This window comes from Shinella sp., assembly GCF_052438155.1.
In the GTDB taxonomy this organism is placed as follows: domain Bacteria; phylum Pseudomonadota; class Alphaproteobacteria; order Rhizobiales; family Rhizobiaceae; genus Shinella.
In genome coordinates this window covers 1-20708 of sequence record NZ_JBQVPI010000036.1, presented here as the reverse complement: position 1 = coordinate 20708, position 20708 = coordinate 1, and the positions used below count along the sequence as shown (strand labels likewise).

The following is a 20708-nucleotide window of genomic DNA, read 5'->3' as shown; positions in this document are numbered from 1 at the left end:
CACCCGTTAATATGCCTGGAAAGGATCGAGCCCGTCATTCAGTGACACCCTTTTGATGCACGTCCTCGTCGCGCAGCCGGTCAAGCGGGATCGTCACTCGCCATTCGATGCCGTCGTCGTGCACGATGAACTCCAGCTTGGCATCAAGCGCCATGCCGAGCATGCGCTCCAGCACCACGCTGCCAAAACCCTTGCGGCTTGCAGCGATGGCTTGCCTGTCGATCGTTACTTGGCTTTCACGCCAGACGAGGTTCAGGTCCTCCCCGAACGTGACCCAGCTTAGCGAAACAATGCCGGCTTCGTTGGCGAGTGCACCGTATTTCGTGGCATTTGTGGATAGTTCGTGCAGCGCCATGCCGAGCGTCTGCGAGGCCTGCGGGTCGAGCAACACCGCGGGGCCGGAAATGCGCACGCGTGTCGCATCGTCGGGCGTGAAGGGCTTCAACTGGTTCTTGGCAAGCTCCGCAAGGTTCACGCCCTGGGTCGCATTGGCGATCATCAGGTCCGTCGAGCGGGCGAGGCCGGCGACGCGCTTGCGGAATGCCTCGGCAAAGTCGCCCGCATTTTCCGCGCCCGCCGCTGACTGGTTCAACATTGCCTGGATGACGGTGAGCTGGTTCTTCGAACGGTGCGCCACCTCGCGCATCAGGAAGCGCACTTCGTTTTCCGATTTGACGCGCGCATCCGCGGCCTCCGACAGAGCCCGCGACACCGTTTCGAGTTCGGAGATGGCATAGGGACGCGTCGCGATCCGTTCGCCATGGCCGAGCCGGCGGGCGTCGGATGCGAGCAGGCGGACGTCCCGCGACAGGACGCGAGCGATGCCGACGGCGCTGGCGGCAGCGAGAAGGGCAAAAACCACCCCGCCAATCGTCAGCCACAGCAAGGAGGAAACAGCGGGCGCCTGTACGTCCGACGACTTCGCCCAGGCGATCATGCGCCAGCCGGCGAGCGAAGAAAATTCGGTCACGACCTGATAGTCGACGCCGCCCTGCCGCATCGGGCTGACCCCGAGGCGTAGCGACGGCACGACACGCAGGAAGAAAGTTTCGCCCGCCTTCTGCTTATCGTCCGTCGAGACGATGACCGTTCCCTTGCTGTCGAGCACGGCGGCATTCCAGCCGGGGGAAAGGATGTCCGGATTGACCGCTCGCCGCAGCGCCTCGGCGTTCTTCGTCAGCGTCAGGAGAACGCGCCTGCCGTCTGCGAGCTCCATCGGCTGGTAGACGTTGAACACCCATTGCTGCGCCGTCTTGCCGAAGAAGATATCGGAGACCATGCGTTCGCCACGCGCCAGCGCCAGACCGGCAGACACCGGCTCGGACGCCATGTTGAGCGGCGTGCCGTAGGGCACGCGCGTGTTGAGAAGCTGATGCATCGTCTGATCGATGACGAGGAAATAGATATCCGTGCCTTCCAGCGCCTTGCTCGCCTGCCCATGCAGCGCAGCATAGTCGCCCTTCTGAAGACCGTCCGACGTCGACAGGAAATTCAGCGTCGAGAACATGCCGGCGATTTCGCGCTCGACCGCGCGGTTGACGGCACTCGTAGACGTTCGCAGCAGCGACTCGAAGATGCGCTCCTGCGCCTCGGTGGTGCGTTTCAGCACGACGATCGAGAAGAGGAAGGCGGGGATGACGATGACGAGGATAAGACAGACGAGATAGAAGACCACCGGATGATGCATGCGCCGGCGGCTCTGGACGGGCCCGGTGCCTCCGCCCAAATCCTCGGCGGACACCGTTCTGTCAGTCGGCGCAATCCTCAATGGCCAGTCCTTTCACCCTTCGCCCGAAGGCGGCCGTAACGGCAAAGCGCCGCCCGGCCCGCGTTCAAGCGAACCTCGCAGGCCCATAAAGCCTGTAGCTTGTGGTGAAATCAAGTCGGCAGCGATTGGTTCCGCCCCGTCAAAATTAGCCCCCGAAGACCCGCTTCGGCCGGAATTCGCCGCCGCCGATCTCGCCGATCGCCACCAGTTTCCCATGTGCCGTTGCATAGGCCTCGTCCGCCTCGACCGGTGCATCACGGCCGCGCAGGATGATGGGATTGCCCATGCGCAGCCGGTGCGCCTGGTCGTCATTGATGACGATCTGCGGCAGGCTGGAAAGCGCTTCGCCGGTGTCGATCAGGAACGCATCGAGGGCTGCCAGCCGCTCGGCCTCGTCCTCGATCTGTTCCAGCGCCACCAGGTCTGCCAGCGGCACCATGTCGTCTTCACCGAAAGGCGCGACGAACGTGCGGCGCAGCCCTGAAATGTGTCCATAGCAGCCGAGCTGGCGACCGAAATCGCGGGCAAGCGCGCGCACATAGGTGCCCTTGCCGCATTCGACCTCGAATTCCGCCGTGTTTTCGTCCGGGCAGTCGATCAGCTCCAGGCGATGGATTACCACCTCGCGCGCCGGGATTTCGACAACTTCCCCTTCGCGGGCGAGATCGTAGGCACGCGCGCCATCGATCTTGATTGCAGAAAACTGCGGCGGGATCTGCTGGATGACGCCGGTATATTCGCCGAGGATCGCCTTGATCGCATCCGCCGTCGGTCGTGTGTCGGAGCTCTGGGTGGCCTCGCCTTCAAGGTCGTCCGTCGTGCGCTCTTCGCCCCACGTGACCGTGAAAACATAGATCTTCCGGCCGTCCATGACATAGGGCACCGTCTTGGTCGCGTCGCCGAGCGCGATCGGCAGCATGCCGGAGGCGAGCGGATCGAGCGTACCGGCATGACCGGCCTTCTGGGCCTTGAGCAGCCACTTGATCTTGGCAACGGCTTCGGTTGAGCCGAAATCGAACGGCTTGTCGAGGATCAGCCAGCCGGAAATCGGCCGGCCCTTGGGTTTGCGTGGCTTGGACATCATGTTCCTGAATTATCAGGGCGGGTGTGCTCGCAGTCGCTCGCTCACCTGCTCTATCTATTTGTTGTACGCAATTCGTGACGCGCGAAACCGCTACGTACGTTTGCTGGAATTACTTGTCGTCTTCGCCGTCATCAGCGGCAAGATCACGCGCGACTTCCGGCGAGCGCAGGAGTTCGTCAATCTTCTTGTAATTGTCGAAACTCGTATCGTCGAGGAAGCGCACGTCCGGCATATACTTCATCTGGCGAAGATGCGGGCCGAGACGGCCGCGGATGAATTTTGCGTTGCGGTTAAGCGCCTCGATCACCGCGTCATGATCCTTGACGCCGAGCGGCGTTACATAGGCCGTTGCGTGTCTCAGATCGGTCGACATGCGGACTTCCGAGATGGAAATCACAGTCTTCTCGATCAGCGAATCGCGAACCTCGCCGCGCTGAAGGACCTGGGTGATCGCCGCGCGCACCTGCTCGGCTATGCGCAGCATGCGTTGCGACGGCGCTGAGGATGTTGCTCTTGCCATGGTGGTCACCTTCAAAAAAATACGAGCGCCGAAAAGGTCCGGCGCTCGCACGATATTGGGATCTCCGGACGCTTACAGCGTACGGGTGATGTGCTCCACGCGGAAGCACTCGATCGTGTCGCCGGCGCGAATGTCTTCGTAGTTTTCGAAGGCCATACCGCATTCCTGGCCCATCGGCACTTCGGCGACTTCGTCCTTGAAGCGCTTGAGCGTCTTGAGCTTGCCTTCGTGGATGACCACGTTGTCGCGAACGAGGCGCACACCGGCACCACGCTCGACCTTGCCTTCGATGACACGGCAACCTGCGACCTTGCCAACCTTCGTGATGTTGAACACCTCGAGGATTTCGGCATTGCCGAGGAAGGTTTCGCGACGTTCCGGCGAGAGCAGGCCCGACATCGCTGCCTTCACGTCATCCACCAGATCGTAGATGATGTTGTAGTAGCGGATTTCGATGCCGGCCCGTTCGGCCGCCTGGCGTGCCTGCACATTGGCACGAACGTTGAAGCCGATGATGGCCGCGTTCGAGGCTTCGGCGAGCGAGATATCGGACTCCGTGATACCACCGGCACCCGAGTGAACGATGCGGGCGCGAACTTCGTCCGTGCCCAGCTTGTCGAGAGCACCGATGATAGCTTCGATCGAACCCTGCACGTCGCCCTTGATGAGCAGCGGGAATTCTTTCATGCCGGTGTTCTGCAGCTGGTTCATCATCTGCTCGAGAGAGCCGCGCTGACCCGTCTGACGGGCAACGGCCTTGTCGCGAGCGAGACGCTGACGGTATTCCGAGATTTCGCGTGCACGGCTTTCGTTTTCGACGACCGCGAAACGATCACCGGCAGATGGCGTGCCCGAAAGACCGAGGATTTCGACCGGCATGGCCGGACCGGCTTCCTTGACGTGATCGCCCTTGTCGTTGACGAGCGCGCGGACACGGCCCCACTGGTCGCCGGCAACAATGATCTGGCCCGGGCGCAGAGTGCCCTTCTGAACGAGAACGGTTGCAACGGAACCGCGACCACGATCGAGCTGGGCTTCGATGACGGTGCCTTCGGCTGTGCGGGCGACGTCAGCCTTGAGGTCGAGAATTTCGGCCTGAAGGAGAACGGCTTCCAGCAGCTTGTCGAGGTTCAGGCCGGTCTTGGCCGAAACTTCGACGTCGAGCACTTCACCGCCCATGGTTTCCACGAACACTTCATGCTGCAGCAGCTGGTTGCGCACCTTCTGCGGATCAGCTTCGTGCTTGTCGACCTTGTTGATCGCCACGATGATCGGCACGCCGGCCGCCTTGGCGTGGTTGATCGATTCGATCGTCTGCGGCATCACGCTGTCGTCGGCTGCGACCACGAGGATCGCAATATCCGTCGCCTGCGCACCACGGGCACGCATGGCCGTAAAGGCGGCGTGACCGGGGGTGTCGATGAAGGTGATCTTCTGGCCGTTGTGCTCGACCTGGTAGGCGCCGATATGCTGGGTGATGCCACCGGCCTCGCCCGAAACAACGCTGGTCTTGCGAATGGCGTCGAGCAGCGAGGTCTTGCCGTGGTCGACGTGACCCATGATCGTGACGACCGGCGGACGCGACACCATCTCGCCTTCGTCGTCGGCGACGTTGAAGATGCCTTCTTCAACATCGGACTCGGAAACGCGACGGACGGTATGGCCGAATTCGACGGCAATCAGTTCGGCCAGATCGGCGTCGATGACGTCGCCCGGCTTCATCATCTGGCCTTCCTTCATCAGGAACTTGATGACATCGACAGCCCGTTCGGACATGCGCTGCGACAGTTCCTGAATGGTGATGGTTTCCGGCAGGACAACCTCGCGCATGACCTTTTCACGGGTCTCCTGCATCTGGCTGCGCTTGAACTTTTCCTGGCGGCGACGCATGGCGGCCAGCGAACGGCCGCGCTGCGAGGCGTCCTCGTCGGTCGAGGCCGTCGTCAGCGTCAGCTTGCCCTGGCGGCGACCGTCATCGGTCTTCGGCCGGGCGGGAACCTTTGCAGGTTCCGGACGCACGACCTTGCCACGGTTGACAGGAGCGCCACCACGCGGACGGGCGGCCTCTTCTGCTTCCGTTTCGCGGCGACCGCGACCGGCAATGGGTGTCGGCGTTGCAGCCGGCGGCGTGCGCGCGGGTTGCGGACGGGTCTCGACAGCGGCCGGCCTTGCGGCAACCGGCTGCGCGACAACCTCTTCCACGACGGGAGCGGGAGCGGCGGCCTCTGTGGCACGACGTTCGGCCTCTTCCTTCTCGCGGATAAGGCGCGCTTCTGCCTCGGCCTTCTGGCGGGCTTCTTCTTCCACCTTGCGGCGGGCCTCGTCCTCGATGCGCTGCTTGGCTTCGGCGGCGTCGCGGATCTGCGCTTCAGCAAGCGCGCGACGACGGGCTTCGACCTCATCCGGGGAAAGCTGGTTCAGCACAACGCCGACCCGCGGGCGGCTCTGCTCGACACGCTGCGGCTGCGGCGCAGGCCGCGACTGCTGCTGCGCGGGACGCGACTGCTGTTGCGCGGGGCGCGCCTGCTGCGGCTCGGGTGCACGTTGCACGGGCGCGACAGGTGTCGGCGCCGGGCGTTCGTCTCCCGGGCGGCTGAAATGGCGCTTTGTGCGGGTCTCGACCACGACGGCCTTGGTGCGACCACGACCCATGTCCTGGCGCACGGTCCCCTGCTGAACCCCCGAGGGCTTCAGGCTAAGGGTCTTCTTGCCAGCCACACTGATCGTCTTGTCGTCTTCGTTGTCGGTCATTCCGTTCCGTTCCTAAGATCAGAGCCGGATGCGTATCACCAGGCCCTGTCGTTCAATTGTGTTCATCCAATGCGATTTCGGCCGACGTAACGCCGGTGACCGCGTCATTGGTTTGGCTGGCCAGCGCCGCCATGTGCTCCAACCGGGTCGCCGCCCCGGTATTTTTCGAGCATGATTGCGCGCTTCACTACACCCTCACCCGCCTGCCCTGCAAGCGCTGCGGCATGGATAAAAGCATTACTTCCCAAAAGCCCCTCCAATTCACCCTCCGAGAGTAGCCTGAAGGAGGGTATTTCCATCTCATCGTCGCGCATGAAGCTTGCCGCCTTGCGCGCCTGGTCTATTTTTCTGACCCCGTCTGCTGCCGCGTCCGTCGCATGGAAGACCGCGAGCGCAGCCAATCCGCGCACCGCCTGGTCGACCTTGGACGAACCCGTGATGAACTGGCCCGCCTTGCGCGCCATGTTCATCATGCCGCCGAGCTGGGCGGCGATCAGCCGGTCCACCTCGGCACCGAGTTCCGGCCCCGCCTTGGCTTCCGCCTTCAGCGCACGCCCGAAAAGCTTCTTGGCGACTGCCTTGTCGACGATCGCCCGTTCCGCCTTCACCCAGCAACCACGTCCGGGAAGCTGACGCTTGAGGTCCGGCACGATAACGCCGTCCGGGCCTGCAACGAAGCGGATCAGATCATCCGCCTCGCCCTTTTCGCGCGTCACGATGCACATGCGATCGTTCACGCCGTCGTCCTTCTTACTCATATAGGTTCCCGCCATTCCGGACGCAAAACCGCGAGCCGTATTTTTTCTGGAAGCCGCGGGACGCCGGTCAGGCGTCCTGCTCGCCGCCTTCGACGACCGGCTCTTCGGTAGCAAGGTCCGCTTCCGTGATCCAGCCGGCCGCAAGGCGCGCCTGAACGATCATGGCTTCGGCTTCGGCACGGGAAACCTCGAACTTCGCGAACAGGCCGTCGAACTTCTTCGTCTCGCCGTCCTTGCGCTCCGACCAGCCGACGAGATCGTCAGCCGCGCAGCCTGCAAAGTCTTCCATCGTCTTGATGCCGTCTTCGCCGAGTGCCACGAGCATCGGGCTCGTCAGTCCGTCGATCTGGCGCAGTTCGTCGGAAACGCCAAGCTCCTTGCGCTTGGCATCCATCGCCGCTTCGAGACGGTCGAGATGCTCGCGGGCACGGGTCTGGAGTTCCTGGGCCGTGTCTTCGTCGAAACCTTCAATTCCGGCGATTTCGCCGAGATCGACATAGGCCAGCTCTTCCACGGCGGCGAAGCCTTCGGAAGCGAGAACCTGGCCGACCATCTCGTCGACGTCGAGGGAATCCATGAACAGCGCGGTGCGCTCGTTGAATTCCTTCTGGCGACGCTCCGACTCTTCGGCTTCCGTCAGGATGTCGATATCCCAGCCGGTCAGCTGCGAGGCAAGGCGGACGTTCTGGCCGCGGCGGCCGATGGCGAGCGAAAGCTGCTCGTTCGGAACGACCACTTCGATGCGTTCCGCATCTTCATCCAGAACGACCTTGGAGACTTCGGCCGGCTGAAGGGCGTTGACGATGAACGATGCCGGATCTTGGCTCCACGGAATGATGTCGATCTTCTCGCCCTGCAACTCGCCGACGACGGCCTGAACGCGCGAACCACGCATACCGACGCAGGCGCCGACCGGATCGATCGACGAGTCGTTGGAGATGACAGCGATCTTGGCGCGCGAACCCGGGTCACGGGCAACCGACTTGATCTGGATGACACCGTCGTAGATTTCCGGCACTTCCATGGTGAAGAGCTTCACCATGAACTGCGGATGGGTGCGCGACAGGAAGATCTGCGGACCGCGCTGTTCGCGGCGCACATCGTAGACGAAGGCGCGAACACGGTCGCCGTAGCGCATGTTTTCGCGCGGGATCATCTCGTCGCGGCGGATAATGCCTTCGCCACGGCCGAGATCGACAATGACGTTGCCGTATTCAACACGCTTGACCGTGCCGTTGACGATTTCGCCGATACGATCCTTGTATTCGTCGAACTGGCGGTCACGCTCGGCTTCGCGCACTTTCTGCACGATGACCTGCTTGGCGGACTGAGCCGCGATGCGGCCGAAATCCATCGGCGGCAGCGGGTCGGCGATGAAGTCGCCGAGCTTGGCGTCCGGGTTGCGGTCGCGGGCAAGCTCCAGCGGGATCTGGGTGGAATAGTCTTCGGCGTGCTCGACGACTTCCAGCAGGCGCTGGAGGCGGATTTCGCCGGTCTTGGAATTGATGTCGGCGCGGATGTTCGATTCCGTGCCGTAACGCGAACGGGCTGCCTTCTGGATGGCGTCGGCCATCGCGGCAAGCACGATCTCGCGGTCGATGACCTTTTCACGGGCCACGGCATCCGCGATCTGCAGAAGCTCAAGCCGGTTCGCACTGACTGCCATTGTCTCAGGTCTCCATGGTCTGGCCGGGGCAATTGCCGCCGGCGCTGGGGAGCGGATTGCTCGCTCCGGTTCCGTCCTCTCCGCTCCGTCCGCGATCAGGGCAATCGCCCCCGGGACGGAACGCACGCAAACTTATTCTTCTTCGTCGCCGTCTTCGTCGTTCTGGTTGGCGGCCTGCGCGGCCTTCGCCTTCTTGTCGGCGGCCAGCGCGTCGCGGATCAGCTCGTCGGTCAGGATCAGCCTGCCCTCGGCCAGCGCCGTGAAGGGGATGACGACCGTCGGCTCTTCGCCGGCTGCGGGCTGGTCCCGTTCCAGCGTGAAGCCGTTTTCATCTGCCGCGACGATCTTGCCGCGGAAACGCTTGCGGCTGTCGACGAGGATCGACGTCTCGCATTTCAGCAAATGGCCGATCCAGCGTGAAAAGTCCGACTTGCGGACCATCGGCCGGTCGATGCCGGGCGACGAGACTTCGAGATGATACGCCTTGTCGATCGGATCCTCAACGTCGAGCACCGGCGAGACGGCCATCGAGACCTTCTCGCAATCCTCGACGGTCATCGTGCCGTCCGGGCGCTCGCACATGATCTGCAGCGTCGCACCGTTCTGCGCCGAAAGGCGCACGCGCACCAGCTGGTAGCCAATCTGCTCGATGGCCGGCTCGATTATGTCGGCAACGCGCCGGTCGAGACCGGTCTCGACGATCAGCCGAGGCTCGACGGCGGTATTTTCTGTCTGGGTCGTGTCGGACATGGAATGCCCTCCCGGGATGGTCGTTATCATGCGCTTGATCGGGGCAATAAAAAAGAGCGGGTCCTCGCGGGCCCACTCTTCATCTGACGATCAAGAATTTGAGGTTGATATAGACGCACTCCGCCGGAATTGCAAGGTCAGCCGCCACGTCTGCCTGTGGGCGATGTTTTACGGCCACTTTCGCCGCCACCGCCTTGCCCCTTTTGTCCTATCGACTAGATTGCTGACATTGCCCTGTCGAGAATGCGAGTCCCTGCCGTGCCTGACCGGAAATCCCCCCTCGCCCCCTTCCGAAACGAAACCTTTCGGGTGATCTGGGCAGCGAGCCTGGTGTCGAATTTCGGCGGGCTCATCCAGGCGGTGGGCGCGGCCTGGATGATGGCCTCCATCTCGCCTTCGGCCAACATGGTGGCGCTGGTGCAGGCCTCGATCTCGCTGCCCATCATGTTGTTTTCCGTCGCCGCCGGCGCGCTCGCCGACAATTTCGACCGGCGCAAGCTGATGTTGACGGCCCAGTGTTTCATGCTGACGGTCGCGATCGCGCTGACACTCTGTACGTGGTACGGCGTCATCACGCCCTGGCTGCTTTTGACCTTCACCTTCCTGCTTGGCTGCGGCACGGCGCTCAACAATCCCGCCTGGCAGGCCTCGGTCGGCGACATGGTGCCGCGCGAAGACCTGCCAGCCGCCGTCTCGCTCAACAGCATGGGTTTCAACCTGACGCGCAGCGTAGGCCCGGCCATCGGCGGCGCCATCGTCGCTGCGGCCGGTGCGGCAGCAGCCTTTGCGACGAACGTGCTCAGCTATTTCGCCCTGCTCTTCGTGCTGTTTCGCTGGAAACCCACCGTTTCGCCGCGCACCCTGCCGCGCGAAGACTTTGGCCGCGCCGTCTCGGCGGGCCTGCGCTATGTCTCGATGTCGCCGAACATCGGCAAGGTGCTTTTGCGCGGCTTCGCCTTCGGCCTGGCGACAAGCTCCACCCTTGCACTGCTGCCACTGATTGCCCGCGACCTCGTTGCCGGCGGGCCGCTGACCTACGGCATCCTGCTCGGCTGTTTCGGGCTCGGCGCCATCGGCGGCGCACTGATGAATGCGTGGCTGCGCGAGCGCTTTACCAGCGAGACCATCGCCCGTCTCGCCTTCGCCGGCTTCGCCATCAGCGCGACTGTCTCGGCGCTCAGCACGACGGCCCTTCTAACCGGCGCCGTCCTCTCGATTGCAGGCGCCTCATGGGTGATGGCACTGTCGCTGTTCAACACGACCGTACAGCTTTCGACACCGCGCTGGGTAGTGGCACGCGCGCTCTCGCTCTACCAGACGACCACCTTCGGCGGCATCGCGGCAGGAAGCTGGATCTGGGGCACCACGGCCGATACGCATGGCGCGCAGACCGCCCTTCTCGCCTCCGCCGTGGTGATGATTGCGGGGGCTGCACTCGGCCTGCGCTTCGGCCTGCCGGAATTGCAGAGCCTCAATGTCGATCCGCTCAACCGCTTCAGCGAACCGGACCTGCCGCTCGACCTGAAACCGCGCAGCGGTCCGATCGTCGTCCTGATCGACTACGAGATTGCGGAAGGCGACATTCCGGAATTCCTGGAGGCCATGACCGAGCGGCGGCGCATCCGCATCCGTGACGGTGCGGGTCAATGGGCGCTGATGCGCGACCTGGAAAATCCGACGGTCTGGACCGAAACCTACCATGTGCCGACATGGGTGGAATATGTGCGCCACAACCAGCGCCGCACCCATGCCGATGCCGCAAACGGCGAGAAACTACGCCAGTTGCACAGCGGCGCGGAGGACCCGCGCGTCCACCGCATGATCGAGCGGCAGACGATCATCCCGCACGAATACGAGCGCTTCAAGCAACAGGTGGAAATCCACTAACCCTACTTCAGCTTGGATTTCAGCGATGCATCCGGATAGCAGGTTGATGCGAGGCCGGCCTTCGCCTGCCAGTCGCCGAGCGAGCGGCGCGTCTTGTAGCCGGGCAGCCCATCGACCTTGCCGACATCGTAGCCCTTGGCGACGAGCGCCTTCTGCATGGCGAGCACGTCCGAGCGCAGCATCTTGCCGACGTTACCCCATTCGCCGCGGAACGGGCCGCTGCCATAGGCGATGCGATCGGCGAGATTGCCGATGAACAGGGCGTAAAGGTCGGAGTTGTTATACTCCTTGAGCACGTAAAAATTCGGCGTGACGATGAATTCCGGCCCGTGTGTGCCGGCAGGAACCAGCATCATGCCTGAGGCTTTCGCCTCACCGGATGGAAACCCCTTGCCGGAAATGCGCGTGATACCCGTTGATGCCCAGGCGGAGATCGGTTTTTCGAGGTCCGGCCCTTCCTGCGCACAGGAGACACCCGCCGGGATCGTCACTTCGTAACCCCAGCCACGGCCGGCCTGCCAGCCCTTCTTGGCGAGATAGTTGGCAATCGAGGCGAGACTATCCGGCACCGAGCCCCAGATGTCGCGCACGCCGTCACCATCGAAATCGACGGCATATTGCAGAAAACTGGTGGGCATGAACTGCGGTTGGCCGAGCGCGCCGGCCCAGGAGCCCTTCAACTGCTCGACCGTCCGGTCACCGCCATCAACGATGTGGAGGGCCGCGATCAGCTCCTTGCGGAACATGTCCTTGCGGGTCGACATGAAGGCCTTGGTGGCAAGTACCTCCACCGCCGAATAGGGGATTTTTGCACTGCCGAAGCCCGATTCGCGGCCCCACACGGCGACGACAATCTCACCCGGCACGCCAAAACGCTGCTCGATCTTGCGCAGCGTCGCGGCATGGGTCTTGGCGAGGCTGCTGCCCTTTCCGGCGAGCCCCTGCAGGCGCTTTTCGGAGAAGTAGGCGCCCGGCGAGGAGAATTCCGCCTGGCTCTGCGCCTGGTCCTTCGTCGGCTTGGAGCCGGGCGGCACGAGATCGGGCAAGTCCCAGTTGAGCGTCACGCCCTCCATCGCCGCGCGAAAGGTCTTTTCGCCGACGCCGGTCTTTTGCGCTGCCGGCCAGAGATCCTTGTCGATCCACGTCCGGAACATCTTTTCGACCTCAGCCTTGGAGGCGGCCTCGGCCGGCACGAAGAGACCAAGCGAGATCAGCGCGGCACCGAGCGCACCCTTGATGGCATTGCGGATGATCAACATGCGTCTCCCTCAGATTACCGTGCGGGCGCGCAAGGCGGCCGTCAATGTTCCTTCGTCGAGATAATCGAGCTCGCCGCCGACCGGCACGCCATGGGCCAACCGTGTGATCTTCACGTCGAGGCCGGAGAGCTGGTCGGTGATGTAATGCGCCGTCGTCTGGCCCTCGACCGTGGCGTTGACGGCGATAATGAGCTCGCGCACACCGCCCTTCGCCACGCGGTCGACGAGGCCGCGGATGTTGAGGTCGTCCGGCCCGATCCCGTCGAGCGGCGAAAGCGTGCCGCCGAGCACATGATAGGCGGCGTTCATCGCGCCCGCACGCTCCAGCGCCCAGAGATCCGAAACATCCTCGACCACGATAATCATCGTATGGTCACGGCGCACGTCGGTGCAGACCGTGCAGGGATCGCTCGTATCGACATTGCCGCAGCACGAGCAGATGCGCACCTTGCGATACGCTTCCCCCATCGCCTCGGCAAGCGGACCCAACAACTGGTCCTTCTTCTTGACGAGATGGAGTGCCGCACGGCGCGCCGAGCGCGGACCAAGCCCCGGCACCTTTGCCAGAAGCTGGATGAGTTTTTCGATTTCGGGGCCGGTGACTCGTTTTGCCATTGCCGGTATCTAGCCCATATCAAGGGGAAACGGAATCCAAAGCGCATCGCGATCTTCCCGATCTGCTCTGTCGCTCTGGTCTTTGGTTTATCGCATGTCGTTACCGCAAAACCGCGTGCCGCACTTTTCGCGCGACATGCTCAGGGAGGCCAACGCTTGATCAAAATCCTCGCCGTGTGCACGGGTGTGGCCCGTCCAGTCCCAGGCAAAAGCTACAAGACCGGCATTTTCAAGACGCCGACCGATGCGGCGATCGTCGTCGATCGCGAGGGACTGCTTGGCGACGCAATCTGCAACCGCAAACATCACGGCGGGGCGGAGCAGGCCGTCTATGGCCTCGGCTCCATTGACCTCGACTGGTGGTCGAAGGAACTCGGCCGTACGATCGAACCCGGCACCTTCGGCGAAAACCTCGTCATAGAGGGCATCGACAGCCGTGCGGTCTCAGTCGGCGACCGTTTCGAAACCGAAAGCGTGCTTCTCGAAGTCACCTCGACGCGCATTCCCTGCAACACGCTGACCGCCCGAATGGGCGATCCGGCCTTCGCCCGGCGCTTCATGCAGGCGGGCCGGCCAGGCTTCTACTGCCGTGTCCTCCATGACGGTGTGATCCAGGCGGGTGACGCGGTGACCTACACACTCTTCGACGGCGAGCCGGTCAGCATGCCGGAACTGCTGCGCACCTACGGCAAGAACATTTCGGAAGAAGACAGGATCCGCTATCTCGCAGCACCCATCAACGACAAGCTGCGCGCCGCGCTGACCGGCTGATCAGCGGGCGGCGATGGCCGCCGCAGCCCCGGCCATGGTGCCTGCGCTGACGCGGTTGGCGATGCGCACGGCGCGCGGGCTCTTCAGGAAGAGACGGGCGCGCGAGGCGAGGAAGACCCAGGCGAGATCGATCGCCACCAGCACCACGAACATGGTGACCACCAGTTCCGCCCATCCGACGAGCGTAACCGCGCCGAGATCGATGATCGCCGGCAGGAGTGCCACATAGAACATCATGATCTTCGGATTGCCGAGCGTCACCGTCAGCCCGGCGAAGAACAGTTTCAGGCCGGAACGCGCCTCCGGCAGCGCCGCGTCGCCCGCATCAGTCGGCGCGAACCACATCTTCCAGGCAAGATAGAGCAGATAGGCGACGCCGAACCATTTGATGGCGACGAAGACGGCGTGGAAGCTTTCGGCAATCGCGGCAAGGCCGAGCACGGCGCAGGTGAGCCAGATGCCCTCGCCGATCCACATGGCGGCGAGGAAGGGCAGTACGTCCTTGGCTCCCCGCGACAGCACGCGGGCGACCAGCGCCGCGATGCTCGGACCGGGCGAACCGGCCGCCATCATCAGCGCGCCGGCAAAGACAAGCAGGGTCATCAGGCTCATCAGGAATCCTCCTCAGGAAACCTGACCTTATAGAATCAGAACGGCAGTTTGAAGCCGGGGGGGATCGGCAGGCCGGCGGTCAGCGCCTTGGTCCGTTCGGCCGTCTCGGCCTCGGCCTTATCCTTCGCGTCCTTGTGGGCGGCGACGATCAGGTCCTCGAGGATTTCGACGTCGTCTTCCTTGAAGAGCGAGGGATCAATCTTCAGGCCCTTGAGGCTGCCCTTGCCGTCGAGCGTGACCGAGACGAGACCGCCGCCGGAGGTGCCGTTCACCTCAAGCGCAGCGATCTCCTCCTGCATCTTCTCCATCTTGGCCTGCATTTCCTTGACCTTGCCCATCATGCCCATGATGTCACGCATCGGTCTCTCCTCTTTTATCTGGCTATTAGTGTTCGATATCGTCGCCGGGGAGGATATCGCCCTCGGCGGATTCCGCGACAGCCGCAGCCTCGACGGTCTCGGGTTCGTCTTCGGTTTCCTGCGCCTTGATACGCACGTCGGTGATCTTGGCGCCCGGGAAGCGTTGCAGGATGGCCGCGACGTCCGGATCCTGGCGCGCATCGGCGACGCGCGCCTCCTGCGCCTGCGTCTCGGCTTCCGACAAAGTCGGCCCACCGGGTTCGCGCGACAGGATGACCAACCAGCGTATGCCGGTCCATTCCTGCAGCCGATTCTGGAGCTCGGAGACAAGCGACTTCGGCGCATCGTCGACCAGGCTGATTTCCAGCCGGCCGGGCTCGATCTTCACGGGACGCACGAAAGCGCGGAGCAGCGCACGAATGCGAATGTCGCGGTTCTTGGTGCAGAGATCGGCGAGATCCGAAAGCGAATTGACCGGCACCTTGGGCGTTACCGCCGGCTGCGGAGCCTCTACCGGCTCGATGCGTCCGACAGGCGCGGGGTCTGCCTGCGGCACGGGCCGCAGCATGGTCACGGTCGCTCCACCCGCCTGGGCGCGCTGCGCCGGGGCGTCCGGCTGCCGGGAGACAGCGGAGACCGAAGCCGACGCGCCGCTGTTGCCGCCGAGCGTGCCTGATGATTGTGGAACACGTCCACCATTACCACCGCCCTCGCCCGTCGAAAGCTCGGCAAGGCGGCGCGCTGCATCTTCCGGCGACGGCAGGTTTGCGGCGTGCGCGAGGCGGATGATGACCATTTCCGCGGCACCGGCAGGACGGCTGGAGGCTTCCGTTTCCGGAATGCCCTTCAGCAACATCTGCCACATGCGCGAAAGCGCGGTCACCGCAAGAGAGTTTGCGAATTCGACGCCGCGCACGCGCTCGATCTCGCTCAGCGACTGGTCGCCGGTGGCATCGGGCACATATTTCATGCGGGTGACGAGGTGGGTGAAATCGGCAAGGTCCGTCAGCACGACCGGCGGGCTGGCGCCGGCTTCGTACTGCGCGGCGAATTCGGCAAGCGCTGCCGCGGCATCACCCTTCACGATATGCTCGAAGAGATCGACGATGCGGGCGCGGTCGGCAAGGCCGAGCATCGAGCGCACGGCGTTCACCTCGACACTGCCGGCGCCGTGCGCGATCGCCTGGTCGAGCAGCGAAAGGCCGTCACGGGCAGAGCCTTCGGCGGCGCGCGCGATCATGGCGAGCGCATCCGGCTCGGCCTCGACGCCTTCCTTGCCGAGAATCGTGGTGAACAGGCCGACGAGATCGGAGGCGCCGATGCGGCGTAGGTCGAAGCGCTGGCAGCGCGAGAGGACCGTAATCGGAACCTTGCGGATTTCCGTCGTCGCGAAGATGAACTTCACATGCTCCGGCGGCTCTTCGAGCGTCTTCAACAGGCCGTTGAAGGCCTGCGTCGAGAGCATGTGCACTTCGTCGATGATGTAAACTTTATAGCGCGCCGAAACCGGGCGGTAGCGCACCTGCTCGATGATCTCGCGGATATCGTCGATGCCGGTATGGGAGGCGGCGTCCATCTCGATGACGTCGACATGCCGGCCTTCCATGATGGCCTGGCAATGTTCGCCGGGAATGCGCAAGTCGATCGTCGGCTTGTCGATCTCGGCTGTCTTGTAGTTGAGGGCGCGGGCGAGGATACGGGCGGTCGTCGTCTTGCCGACACCGCGCACGCCGGTCAGCATGTAGGCCTGCGCGATACGCCCGGTCTCGAACGCGTTGGTCAGCGTGCGGACCATCGGCTCCTGGCCGACCATGAGGTCGGAGAAATCCTTGGGACGGTATTTGCGCGCGAGCACCCGGTAGGCGGCGGGTTTTTCGCTGGACGGTTTTGGGGTTTCGTCGCTCATAGACCCTGCCGTTAATCAAATGTCTGTCCCGACAGGACGGCCAGAAGCAGGACGGTAAGGTGGGAGGCTGGCACGATGACCCGTGCCGGGCTCGTTGGGGCTGCTTCCTTCCGGACCTGACCCGGTTGGCGAGTGGCTCGTCCACCACCAACCTCCCGTCCCCCATATCGGCAATATTCCATCCGAATGCAAGCGCAGCTTATAAAAAACTGTTGGAGCCGGATCGGGTGCGTGGCATGACTCCTATTGTCTTATGCAGTTCCAGGCGCAAAATCACGGCACAGTTTTGCTGGAACTGCTTCGAAACAAGCATTTCGGGAGGGCCCTGTGAGCAATTTTCGACCCGATGAACGGCTTGTGCGCGACAGCGATCTCCTGACGAAGATCGGCCTGTGCGAGCTGCGCCTGATGAAAGATGGCCGCTGGCCCTGGCTGGTGCTCGTGCCGCAGCGCCCTGATGTCAGCGAGGTCTTCGACCTGACACCGCTCGACCAGGCCATGCTGACCTTCGAGACGGTGCTGGTCTCCGAGGCGCTGAAGACGGTGACGGGGGCAACGAAGATCAATACCGGCGCGCTCGGCAACATCGTCCGCCAGCTTCACGTCCATATCATCGCCCGCAACGAGGGTGACGCGAACTGGCCAGGCCCCGTCTGGGGTTACGGCACCGCCGAGCCGCGCTCGGCAGACGAAACCAAGGCCTTTGCCGCCAAGCTGCTGGACGCACTCGCACCATGAAGCCATCGCTTTTCGATCTCTATCGCCCGCATCCCGAACCCAGCACCATGGTGGCCTTTGCGGAAAACAGCCTCGACCGCCAGTCGGAGCACCGCACACCGGACTGCTTGGAACAAGCCTTCAAGGCCGAGACGGTGCACGCCTTCGCGCTCGCCGGCGGAAAGCTCGTTGTCAAACACGACGAGAAGATCATCGATCCGCTGTTTGCGCCTTACGAACTCGCGGGACTCGATCCGATCCCCGAGGAGGCCATCCTGCTCGGCTACCTGAAGAACGGCGAGCCGCGGCTGGCCATTCCCGTGCGCGCCGATCCCGAGACGCTGCAGGAGCCGCTGAAGGCCACCGACGGGCGCACGCTCTATCGCCAGCAGATGCTCGACGACGACCTGCTCGGCCAGTTCGCCCAGGCCTCCAGCCTGATGACCTGGAACGGCAACAACCGCTTCTGCGGCAAGTGCGGCTCGCCGACGCGCTCCGAGATCGGCGGCTATCGCCGCGTCTGCGAGGTGTGCAGCCACACGATCTTCCCGCGCACCGATCCGGTCGCGATCATGCTGGTCATCGATATCGAACGCGATCTCTGCCTGCTCGGCCGCTCGCCGCATTTCCCGGAAGGCATGTATTCCTGCCTCGCCGGCTTCCTGGAGCCGGGCGAGACGATCGAGCACACGGTGCGCCGCGAGACCCTGGAAGAATCCGGCATCAAGGTCGGTCGCGTGCGCTATCACGCTTCGCAGCCCTGGCCGATGCCGCATTCGCTGATGATCGGCTGTTACGGCGAGGCGATCTCCTTCGATATCCGCCTGGACGACCAGGAGCTGGAAGATTGCCGCTGGTTCACCCGCGCGGAGACGGCGGCGATGATCGAGCGCAGCGCCATGTCGGGTGCTGCACCCGGCACCACGATGCCACCGCCGAAGGGCGCCATCGCGCATCGGCTGATGCGCGACTGGCTGGATTGGAAGGATTAAAACGCGCTGCGCATCGGATGGGCACGGTAAGTGCCGAGGATGCGGACCTTCTCCGAGAAGAAGCGCAGTTCTTCGAGTGCTCGGCGGACATGCGGCTCGTCCGGATGTCCTTCGATATCGGCGTAGAACTGCGTCGCGGTGAACTTGCCGTCGATCTGGTAGCTTTCCAGCTTCGTCATGTTGATTCCATTGGTCGCAAAACCACCGAGCGCCTTGTAGAGCGCGGCCGGAATGTTGCGCACGTTGAAGACGAAGGTGGTGACGACGATGTCCTCGCCACCCTGCTCCGCCTGCTTCTCGTCACGCGACAGCACGACGAAACGCGTGACATTGCTTTCGGTGTCCTCGACGTTCTCGGCGATGATCGACAGGCCGTAGAGATCGGCCGCGAGCCGCGGGGCAAGAGCCGCCATGGAGCGGTCGCCGGTTTCCGAGACGAGTTTTGCCGCACCTGCCGTATCGCCGGCGATCACCGGCTTCCAGCCGTTGAGACGGACGATCTTGCGGCACTGGCCGAGCGCATGAATATGGCTGTGCACGGTGCGGACCTCATCCTTCGTGACACCCGGCAGCACCATGAGCTGGAAGCGGATCGGCATGAAATATTCGCCGACGATATGGAGGCGCGACTCCGGCAGCAGATGATGGATGTCGGCAACGCGGCCGGCGATCGTGTTCTCGATCGGGATCATCCCGAGATCGGCATCACCATTCTCGACGGCGAGGAAGGCATCCTCGAAGGTCTGGCACGGCAGCGGCTCCATGGTCGGGAACATGTCGCGGCAGGCCATGTCGGAATTGGCGCCGTACTCGCCCTGGAAGGCGATCTTGTTGGTTTTCATGATCATGGGCTGGGGTCCGGTATCAGATGGGATGGGCCGCGAGCATCGCGCGGGCCTTTTCAAGGTCGGCGGGAGTATCGACACCGAGCGGAACGGTGTCAACGATCTCCGCATCGATGCGCATGCCGGCTTCGAGCGCCCGCAACTGTTCCAGCGATTCCCGCTTTTCCAGCGTCGAGGGTTTGAGCGCGACGAAGGCCTCGAGCGCCTTGCGGCGATACGCGTAGAGGCCGATATGGTGATAGAGCGGGCCTTTGCCGTAGGGCGCCGTCGCGCGCGTAAAATAAAGCGCGCGCAGGCGGCTCTCGCTGAGCGGCGAACCGACGATCTTCACGACATTCGGATTGGTCTTCTCTTCCTCGTCGCGAATTTCGGTCGTCAGCGTCGCGATGTCGGTCGCGGCATTCTCCAGCGGGCGAAGCGCGGCGCGGATCGTCTCCGGATCGATGGTCGGCAGGTCGCCCTGCACGTTGATGATGAACTCGGCGCGGCCCTCCGGGTCGCTCTTCGTCAGCGCCTCGTGAATACGGTCGGAACCGGATTGGTGATCCACGCGGGTCATGACGGCTTCAAAGCCGGCCGCCACGACCGCGTCAAAAATATCCCTATGATCGACGGCAAGGACGATCCGCCCGACCTCGGCAGCCGCAGCCCGCCGTGCCACCTGGACGATCATCGGCAGGCCGGCAATATCGGCAAGCGGCTTGCCGGGAAGACGGGTCGAAGCCATGCGCGCTGGGATGAGCACAAGGGTCTTGTCAAAATTGGCGGGATTCATCTCAGGCCCTTCAAAACCCCCGGGAAAAGTGTCAAAACGTCTCAGTGCGGGGGCTACAATCACTGTTGCAACGAAGCAGCAAAAGACATAGGTTCCGCGCGATTTCAAGACTGGCCGGCGTATGTCCGCCGGTCCCTAGGGGAGCGTTTGGATGAACTCTTATGTGAACATGGGCGTAGGTGCCCTATTGGGCACCGTCTTCGTACTGATGTCCGTGTCGATCGCTTCTGAAGGCATTTTCCATTCGGGCGAGCCCGAGAAGGAAGGTTTCGCGATCGTTGCCGAGGAAACTGGCGGCGAAGCAGCCGGTGGCGAAGCTCCTGCAGCTGTTCCGATCGCAACCCTGTTGGCCACCGCCGATGCCGGTGCCGGCGAAACGGTCTTCAAGAAATGTGCGAGCTGTCACACCCCAGAGAAGGGTGGCCCGAACAAGGTCGGACCCGGTCTCTGGGACATCGTGAACCGCCCGATCGCCTCGCATGAGGGCTTCAGCTATTCCGCCGGCATGACCACCTTCTCCGAAGGCCACAAGGTCGTCTGGGATTATGACCATCTGAACTTCTTCCTCGAAGCACCGAAGAAGCACGTTCCCGGCACCGCCATGGGCTTCGCAGGCCTGAAGAAGAACGACGAGCGCGCCAACCTGATCGCCTATCTGCGCACGCTGTCCGAC

General features: G+C 63.3%; 19 protein-coding genes and 1 other RNA gene. 5 read left to right on the top strand and 15 right to left on the bottom strand.

Annotated elements, in window-relative coordinates; all coding sequences use genetic code 11:
• Nucleotides 1-34 precede the first annotated feature (34 nt).
• The 7 genes from ACT6VE_RS30960 to rimP form a co-directional block, all read right to left on the bottom strand.
• Complete coding sequence (locus ACT6VE_RS30960; RefSeq protein WP_444802084.1) at nt 35-1687, bottom strand: sensor histidine kinase; 1653 nt, start codon at nt 1685-1687, stop codon at nt 35-37.
• Between the two features lie 226 nt (nt 1688-1913).
• On the bottom strand, nt 1914-2849 hold the full coding sequence (gene truB / locus ACT6VE_RS30955; protein ID WP_444802083.1) for a tRNA pseudouridine(55) synthase TruB: 936 nt from the start codon (nt 2847-2849) through the stop codon (nt 1914-1916).
• 112 nt (nt 2850-2961) lie between these two features.
• The gene (gene rbfA, locus ACT6VE_RS30950; protein ID WP_444802082.1) at nt 2962-3372 is read right to left on the bottom strand and encodes a 30S ribosome-binding factor RbfA; all 411 of its coding nucleotides are present in this window, start codon (nt 3370-3372) and stop codon (nt 2962-2964) included.
• A gap of 72 nt (nt 3373-3444) precedes the next feature.
• On the bottom strand, nt 3445-6123 hold the full coding sequence (gene infB / locus ACT6VE_RS30945; protein ID WP_444802081.1) for a translation initiation factor IF-2: 2679 nt from the start codon (nt 6121-6123) through the stop codon (nt 3445-3447).
• Between the two features lie 104 nt (nt 6124-6227).
• Nucleotides 6228-6881: an RNA-binding protein gene (locus tag ACT6VE_RS30940; protein ID WP_444802080.1), complete on the bottom strand. Its 654-nt coding sequence runs from the start codon at nt 6879-6881 to the stop codon at nt 6228-6230.
• Between the two features lie 67 nt (nt 6882-6948).
• Entirely contained in the window at nt 6949-8547 is a 1599-nt protein-coding gene (gene nusA / locus ACT6VE_RS30935) for a transcription termination factor NusA (protein WP_444802079.1), read from the bottom strand.
• Nucleotides 8548-8679: 132 nt separating this feature from the next.
• Nucleotides 8680-9297, bottom strand: a complete 618-nt coding sequence (rimP, locus tag ACT6VE_RS30930; RefSeq protein WP_444802078.1) for a ribosome maturation factor RimP — start codon at nt 9295-9297, stop codon at nt 8680-8682.
• 243 nt (nt 9298-9540) lie between these two features.
• Here rimP and ACT6VE_RS30925 point away from each other — a divergent pair, with 243 nt between their 5' ends.
• Nucleotides 9541-11184, top strand: a complete 1644-nt coding sequence (locus ACT6VE_RS30925) for an MFS transporter (protein WP_444802077.1) — start codon at nt 9541-9543, stop codon at nt 11182-11184.
• Between the two features lie 2 nt (nt 11185-11186).
• Here ACT6VE_RS30925 and ACT6VE_RS30920 read toward each other — a convergent pair whose 3' ends face one another.
• Both ACT6VE_RS30920 and recR read right to left on the bottom strand, forming a co-directional pair.
• A complete protein-coding gene (locus ACT6VE_RS30920; protein WP_444802076.1) occupies nt 11187-12443 on the bottom strand; it encodes a lytic murein transglycosylase in 1257 nt (418 codons plus the stop codon).
• 9 nt (nt 12444-12452) lie between these two features.
• Nucleotides 12453-13058, bottom strand: coding sequence for a recombination mediator RecR (recR, locus tag ACT6VE_RS30915; RefSeq protein WP_444802075.1), 606 nt, complete (start codon nt 13056-13058; stop codon nt 12453-12455).
• Nucleotides 13059-13217: 159 nt separating this feature from the next.
• Here recR and ACT6VE_RS30910 point away from each other — a divergent pair, with 159 nt between their 5' ends.
• Complete coding sequence (locus ACT6VE_RS30910; protein WP_444802107.1) at nt 13218-13829, top strand: MOSC domain-containing protein; 612 nt, start codon at nt 13218-13220, stop codon at nt 13827-13829.
• Here the strand turns inward: ACT6VE_RS30910 and ACT6VE_RS30905 are convergent, their stop codons facing one another.
• The 4 genes from ACT6VE_RS30905 to ffs all read right to left on the bottom strand — a co-directional run bounded on the left by ACT6VE_RS30905 (nt 13830) and on the right by ffs (nt 16862).
• Nucleotides 13830-14441 (bottom strand): LysE family translocator, encoded by a 612-nt coding sequence (locus ACT6VE_RS30905; RefSeq protein WP_444802074.1) that lies wholly within the window; start codon nt 14439-14441, stop codon nt 13830-13832. It abuts the gene before it with no gap.
• 35 nt (nt 14442-14476) lie between these two features.
• The gene (locus ACT6VE_RS30900; RefSeq protein ID WP_444802073.1) at nt 14477-14800 is read right to left on the bottom strand and encodes a YbaB/EbfC family nucleoid-associated protein; all 324 of its coding nucleotides are present in this window, start codon (nt 14798-14800) and stop codon (nt 14477-14479) included.
• A 25-nt stretch (nt 14801-14825) separates the two neighbouring features.
• The gene (locus ACT6VE_RS30895; RefSeq protein ID WP_444802072.1) at nt 14826-16706 is read right to left on the bottom strand and encodes a DNA polymerase III subunit gamma/tau; all 1881 of its coding nucleotides are present in this window, start codon (nt 16704-16706) and stop codon (nt 14826-14828) included.
• A gap of 59 nt (nt 16707-16765) precedes the next feature.
• An RNA gene (ffs, locus tag ACT6VE_RS30890) (signal recognition particle sRNA small type) lies at nt 16766-16862 on the bottom strand.
• Between the two features lie 171 nt (nt 16863-17033).
• Here ffs and ACT6VE_RS30885 point away from each other — a divergent pair.
• Both ACT6VE_RS30885 and nudC read left to right on the top strand, forming a co-directional pair.
• Entirely contained in the window at nt 17034-17444 is a 411-nt protein-coding gene (locus tag ACT6VE_RS30885) for an HIT domain-containing protein (RefSeq protein WP_444802071.1), read from the top strand.
• Nucleotides 17441-18415, top strand: coding sequence for an NAD(+) diphosphatase (gene nudC, locus ACT6VE_RS30880; protein ID WP_444802070.1), 975 nt, complete (start codon nt 17441-17443; stop codon nt 18413-18415). Before ACT6VE_RS30885 ends, nudC begins: the two co-directional genes overlap by 4 nt.
• Here the strand turns inward: nudC and ACT6VE_RS30875 are convergent.
• A complete protein-coding gene (locus ACT6VE_RS30875) occupies nt 18412-19263 on the bottom strand; it encodes a prephenate dehydratase (RefSeq protein WP_069060038.1) in 852 nt (283 codons plus the stop codon). The two genes, nudC and ACT6VE_RS30875, sit on opposite strands and share 4 nt — an antisense overlap.
• A 16-nt stretch (nt 19264-19279) precedes the next feature.
• A complete protein-coding gene (locus tag ACT6VE_RS30870; protein WP_444802069.1) occupies nt 19280-20035 on the bottom strand; it encodes a 3-deoxy-manno-octulosonate cytidylyltransferase in 756 nt (251 codons plus the stop codon).
• 151 nt (nt 20036-20186) lie between these two features.
• Between ACT6VE_RS30870 and ACT6VE_RS30865 the strand changes: the two genes are divergently transcribed.
• Nucleotides 20187-20708: c-type cytochrome (locus ACT6VE_RS30865; protein WP_444802068.1), on the top strand; the 522-nt coding region annotated here is incomplete at its 3' end.

Bases quoted from the DNA above. Each gene is read 5' to 3' on its own strand.
- truB (WP_444802083.1), bottom strand. From the start codon at position 2,849: ATGTCCAAGCCACGCAAACCCAAGGGCCGGCCGATTTCCGGCTGGCTG.
- ACT6VE_RS30925 (WP_444802077.1), top strand. From the start codon at position 9,541: ATGCGAGTCCCTGCCGTGCCTGACCGGAAATCCCCCCTCGCCCCCTTC.
- rbfA (WP_444802082.1), bottom strand. From the start codon at position 3,372: ATGGCAAGAGCAACATCCTCAGCGCCGTCGCAACGCATGCTGCGCATA.
- nudC (WP_444802070.1), top strand. From the start codon at position 17,441: ATGAAGCCATCGCTTTTCGATCTCTATCGCCCGCATCCCGAACCCAGC.
- rimP (WP_444802078.1), bottom strand. From the start codon at position 9,297: ATGTCCGACACGACCCAGACAGAAAATACCGCCGTCGAGCCTCGGCTG.
- nusA (WP_444802079.1), bottom strand. From the start codon at position 8,547: ATGGCAGTCAGTGCGAACCGGCTTGAGCTTCTGCAGATCGCGGATGCC.
- ACT6VE_RS30900 (WP_444802073.1), bottom strand. From the start codon at position 14,800: ATGCGTGACATCATGGGCATGATGGGCAAGGTCAAGGAAATGCAGGCC.
- ACT6VE_RS30960 (WP_444802084.1), bottom strand. From the start codon at position 1,687: ATGCATCATCCGGTGGTCTTCTATCTCGTCTGTCTTATCCTCGTCATC.
- ACT6VE_RS30920 (WP_444802076.1), bottom strand. From the start codon at position 12,443: ATGTTGATCATCCGCAATGCCATCAAGGGTGCGCTCGGTGCCGCGCTG.
- infB (WP_444802081.1), bottom strand. From the start codon at position 6,123: ATGACCGACAACGAAGACGACAAGACGATCAGTGTGGCTGGCAAGAAG.
- ACT6VE_RS30905 (WP_444802074.1), bottom strand. From the start codon at position 14,441: ATGAGCCTGATGACCCTGCTTGTCTTTGCCGGCGCGCTGATGATGGCG.
- recR (WP_444802075.1), bottom strand. From the start codon at position 13,058: ATGGCAAAACGAGTCACCGGCCCCGAAATCGAAAAACTCATCCAGCTT.
- ACT6VE_RS30875 (WP_069060038.1), bottom strand. From the start codon at position 19,263: ATGATCATGAAAACCAACAAGATCGCCTTCCAGGGCGAGTACGGCGCC.
- ACT6VE_RS30870 (WP_444802069.1), bottom strand. From the start codon at position 20,035: ATGAATCCCGCCAATTTTGACAAGACCCTTGTGCTCATCCCAGCGCGC.
- ACT6VE_RS30895 (WP_444802072.1), bottom strand. From the start codon at position 16,706: ATGAGCGACGAAACCCCAAAACCGTCCAGCGAAAAACCCGCCGCCTAC.
- ACT6VE_RS30940 (WP_444802080.1), bottom strand. From the start codon at position 6,881: ATGAGTAAGAAGGACGACGGCGTGAACGATCGCATGTGCATCGTGACG.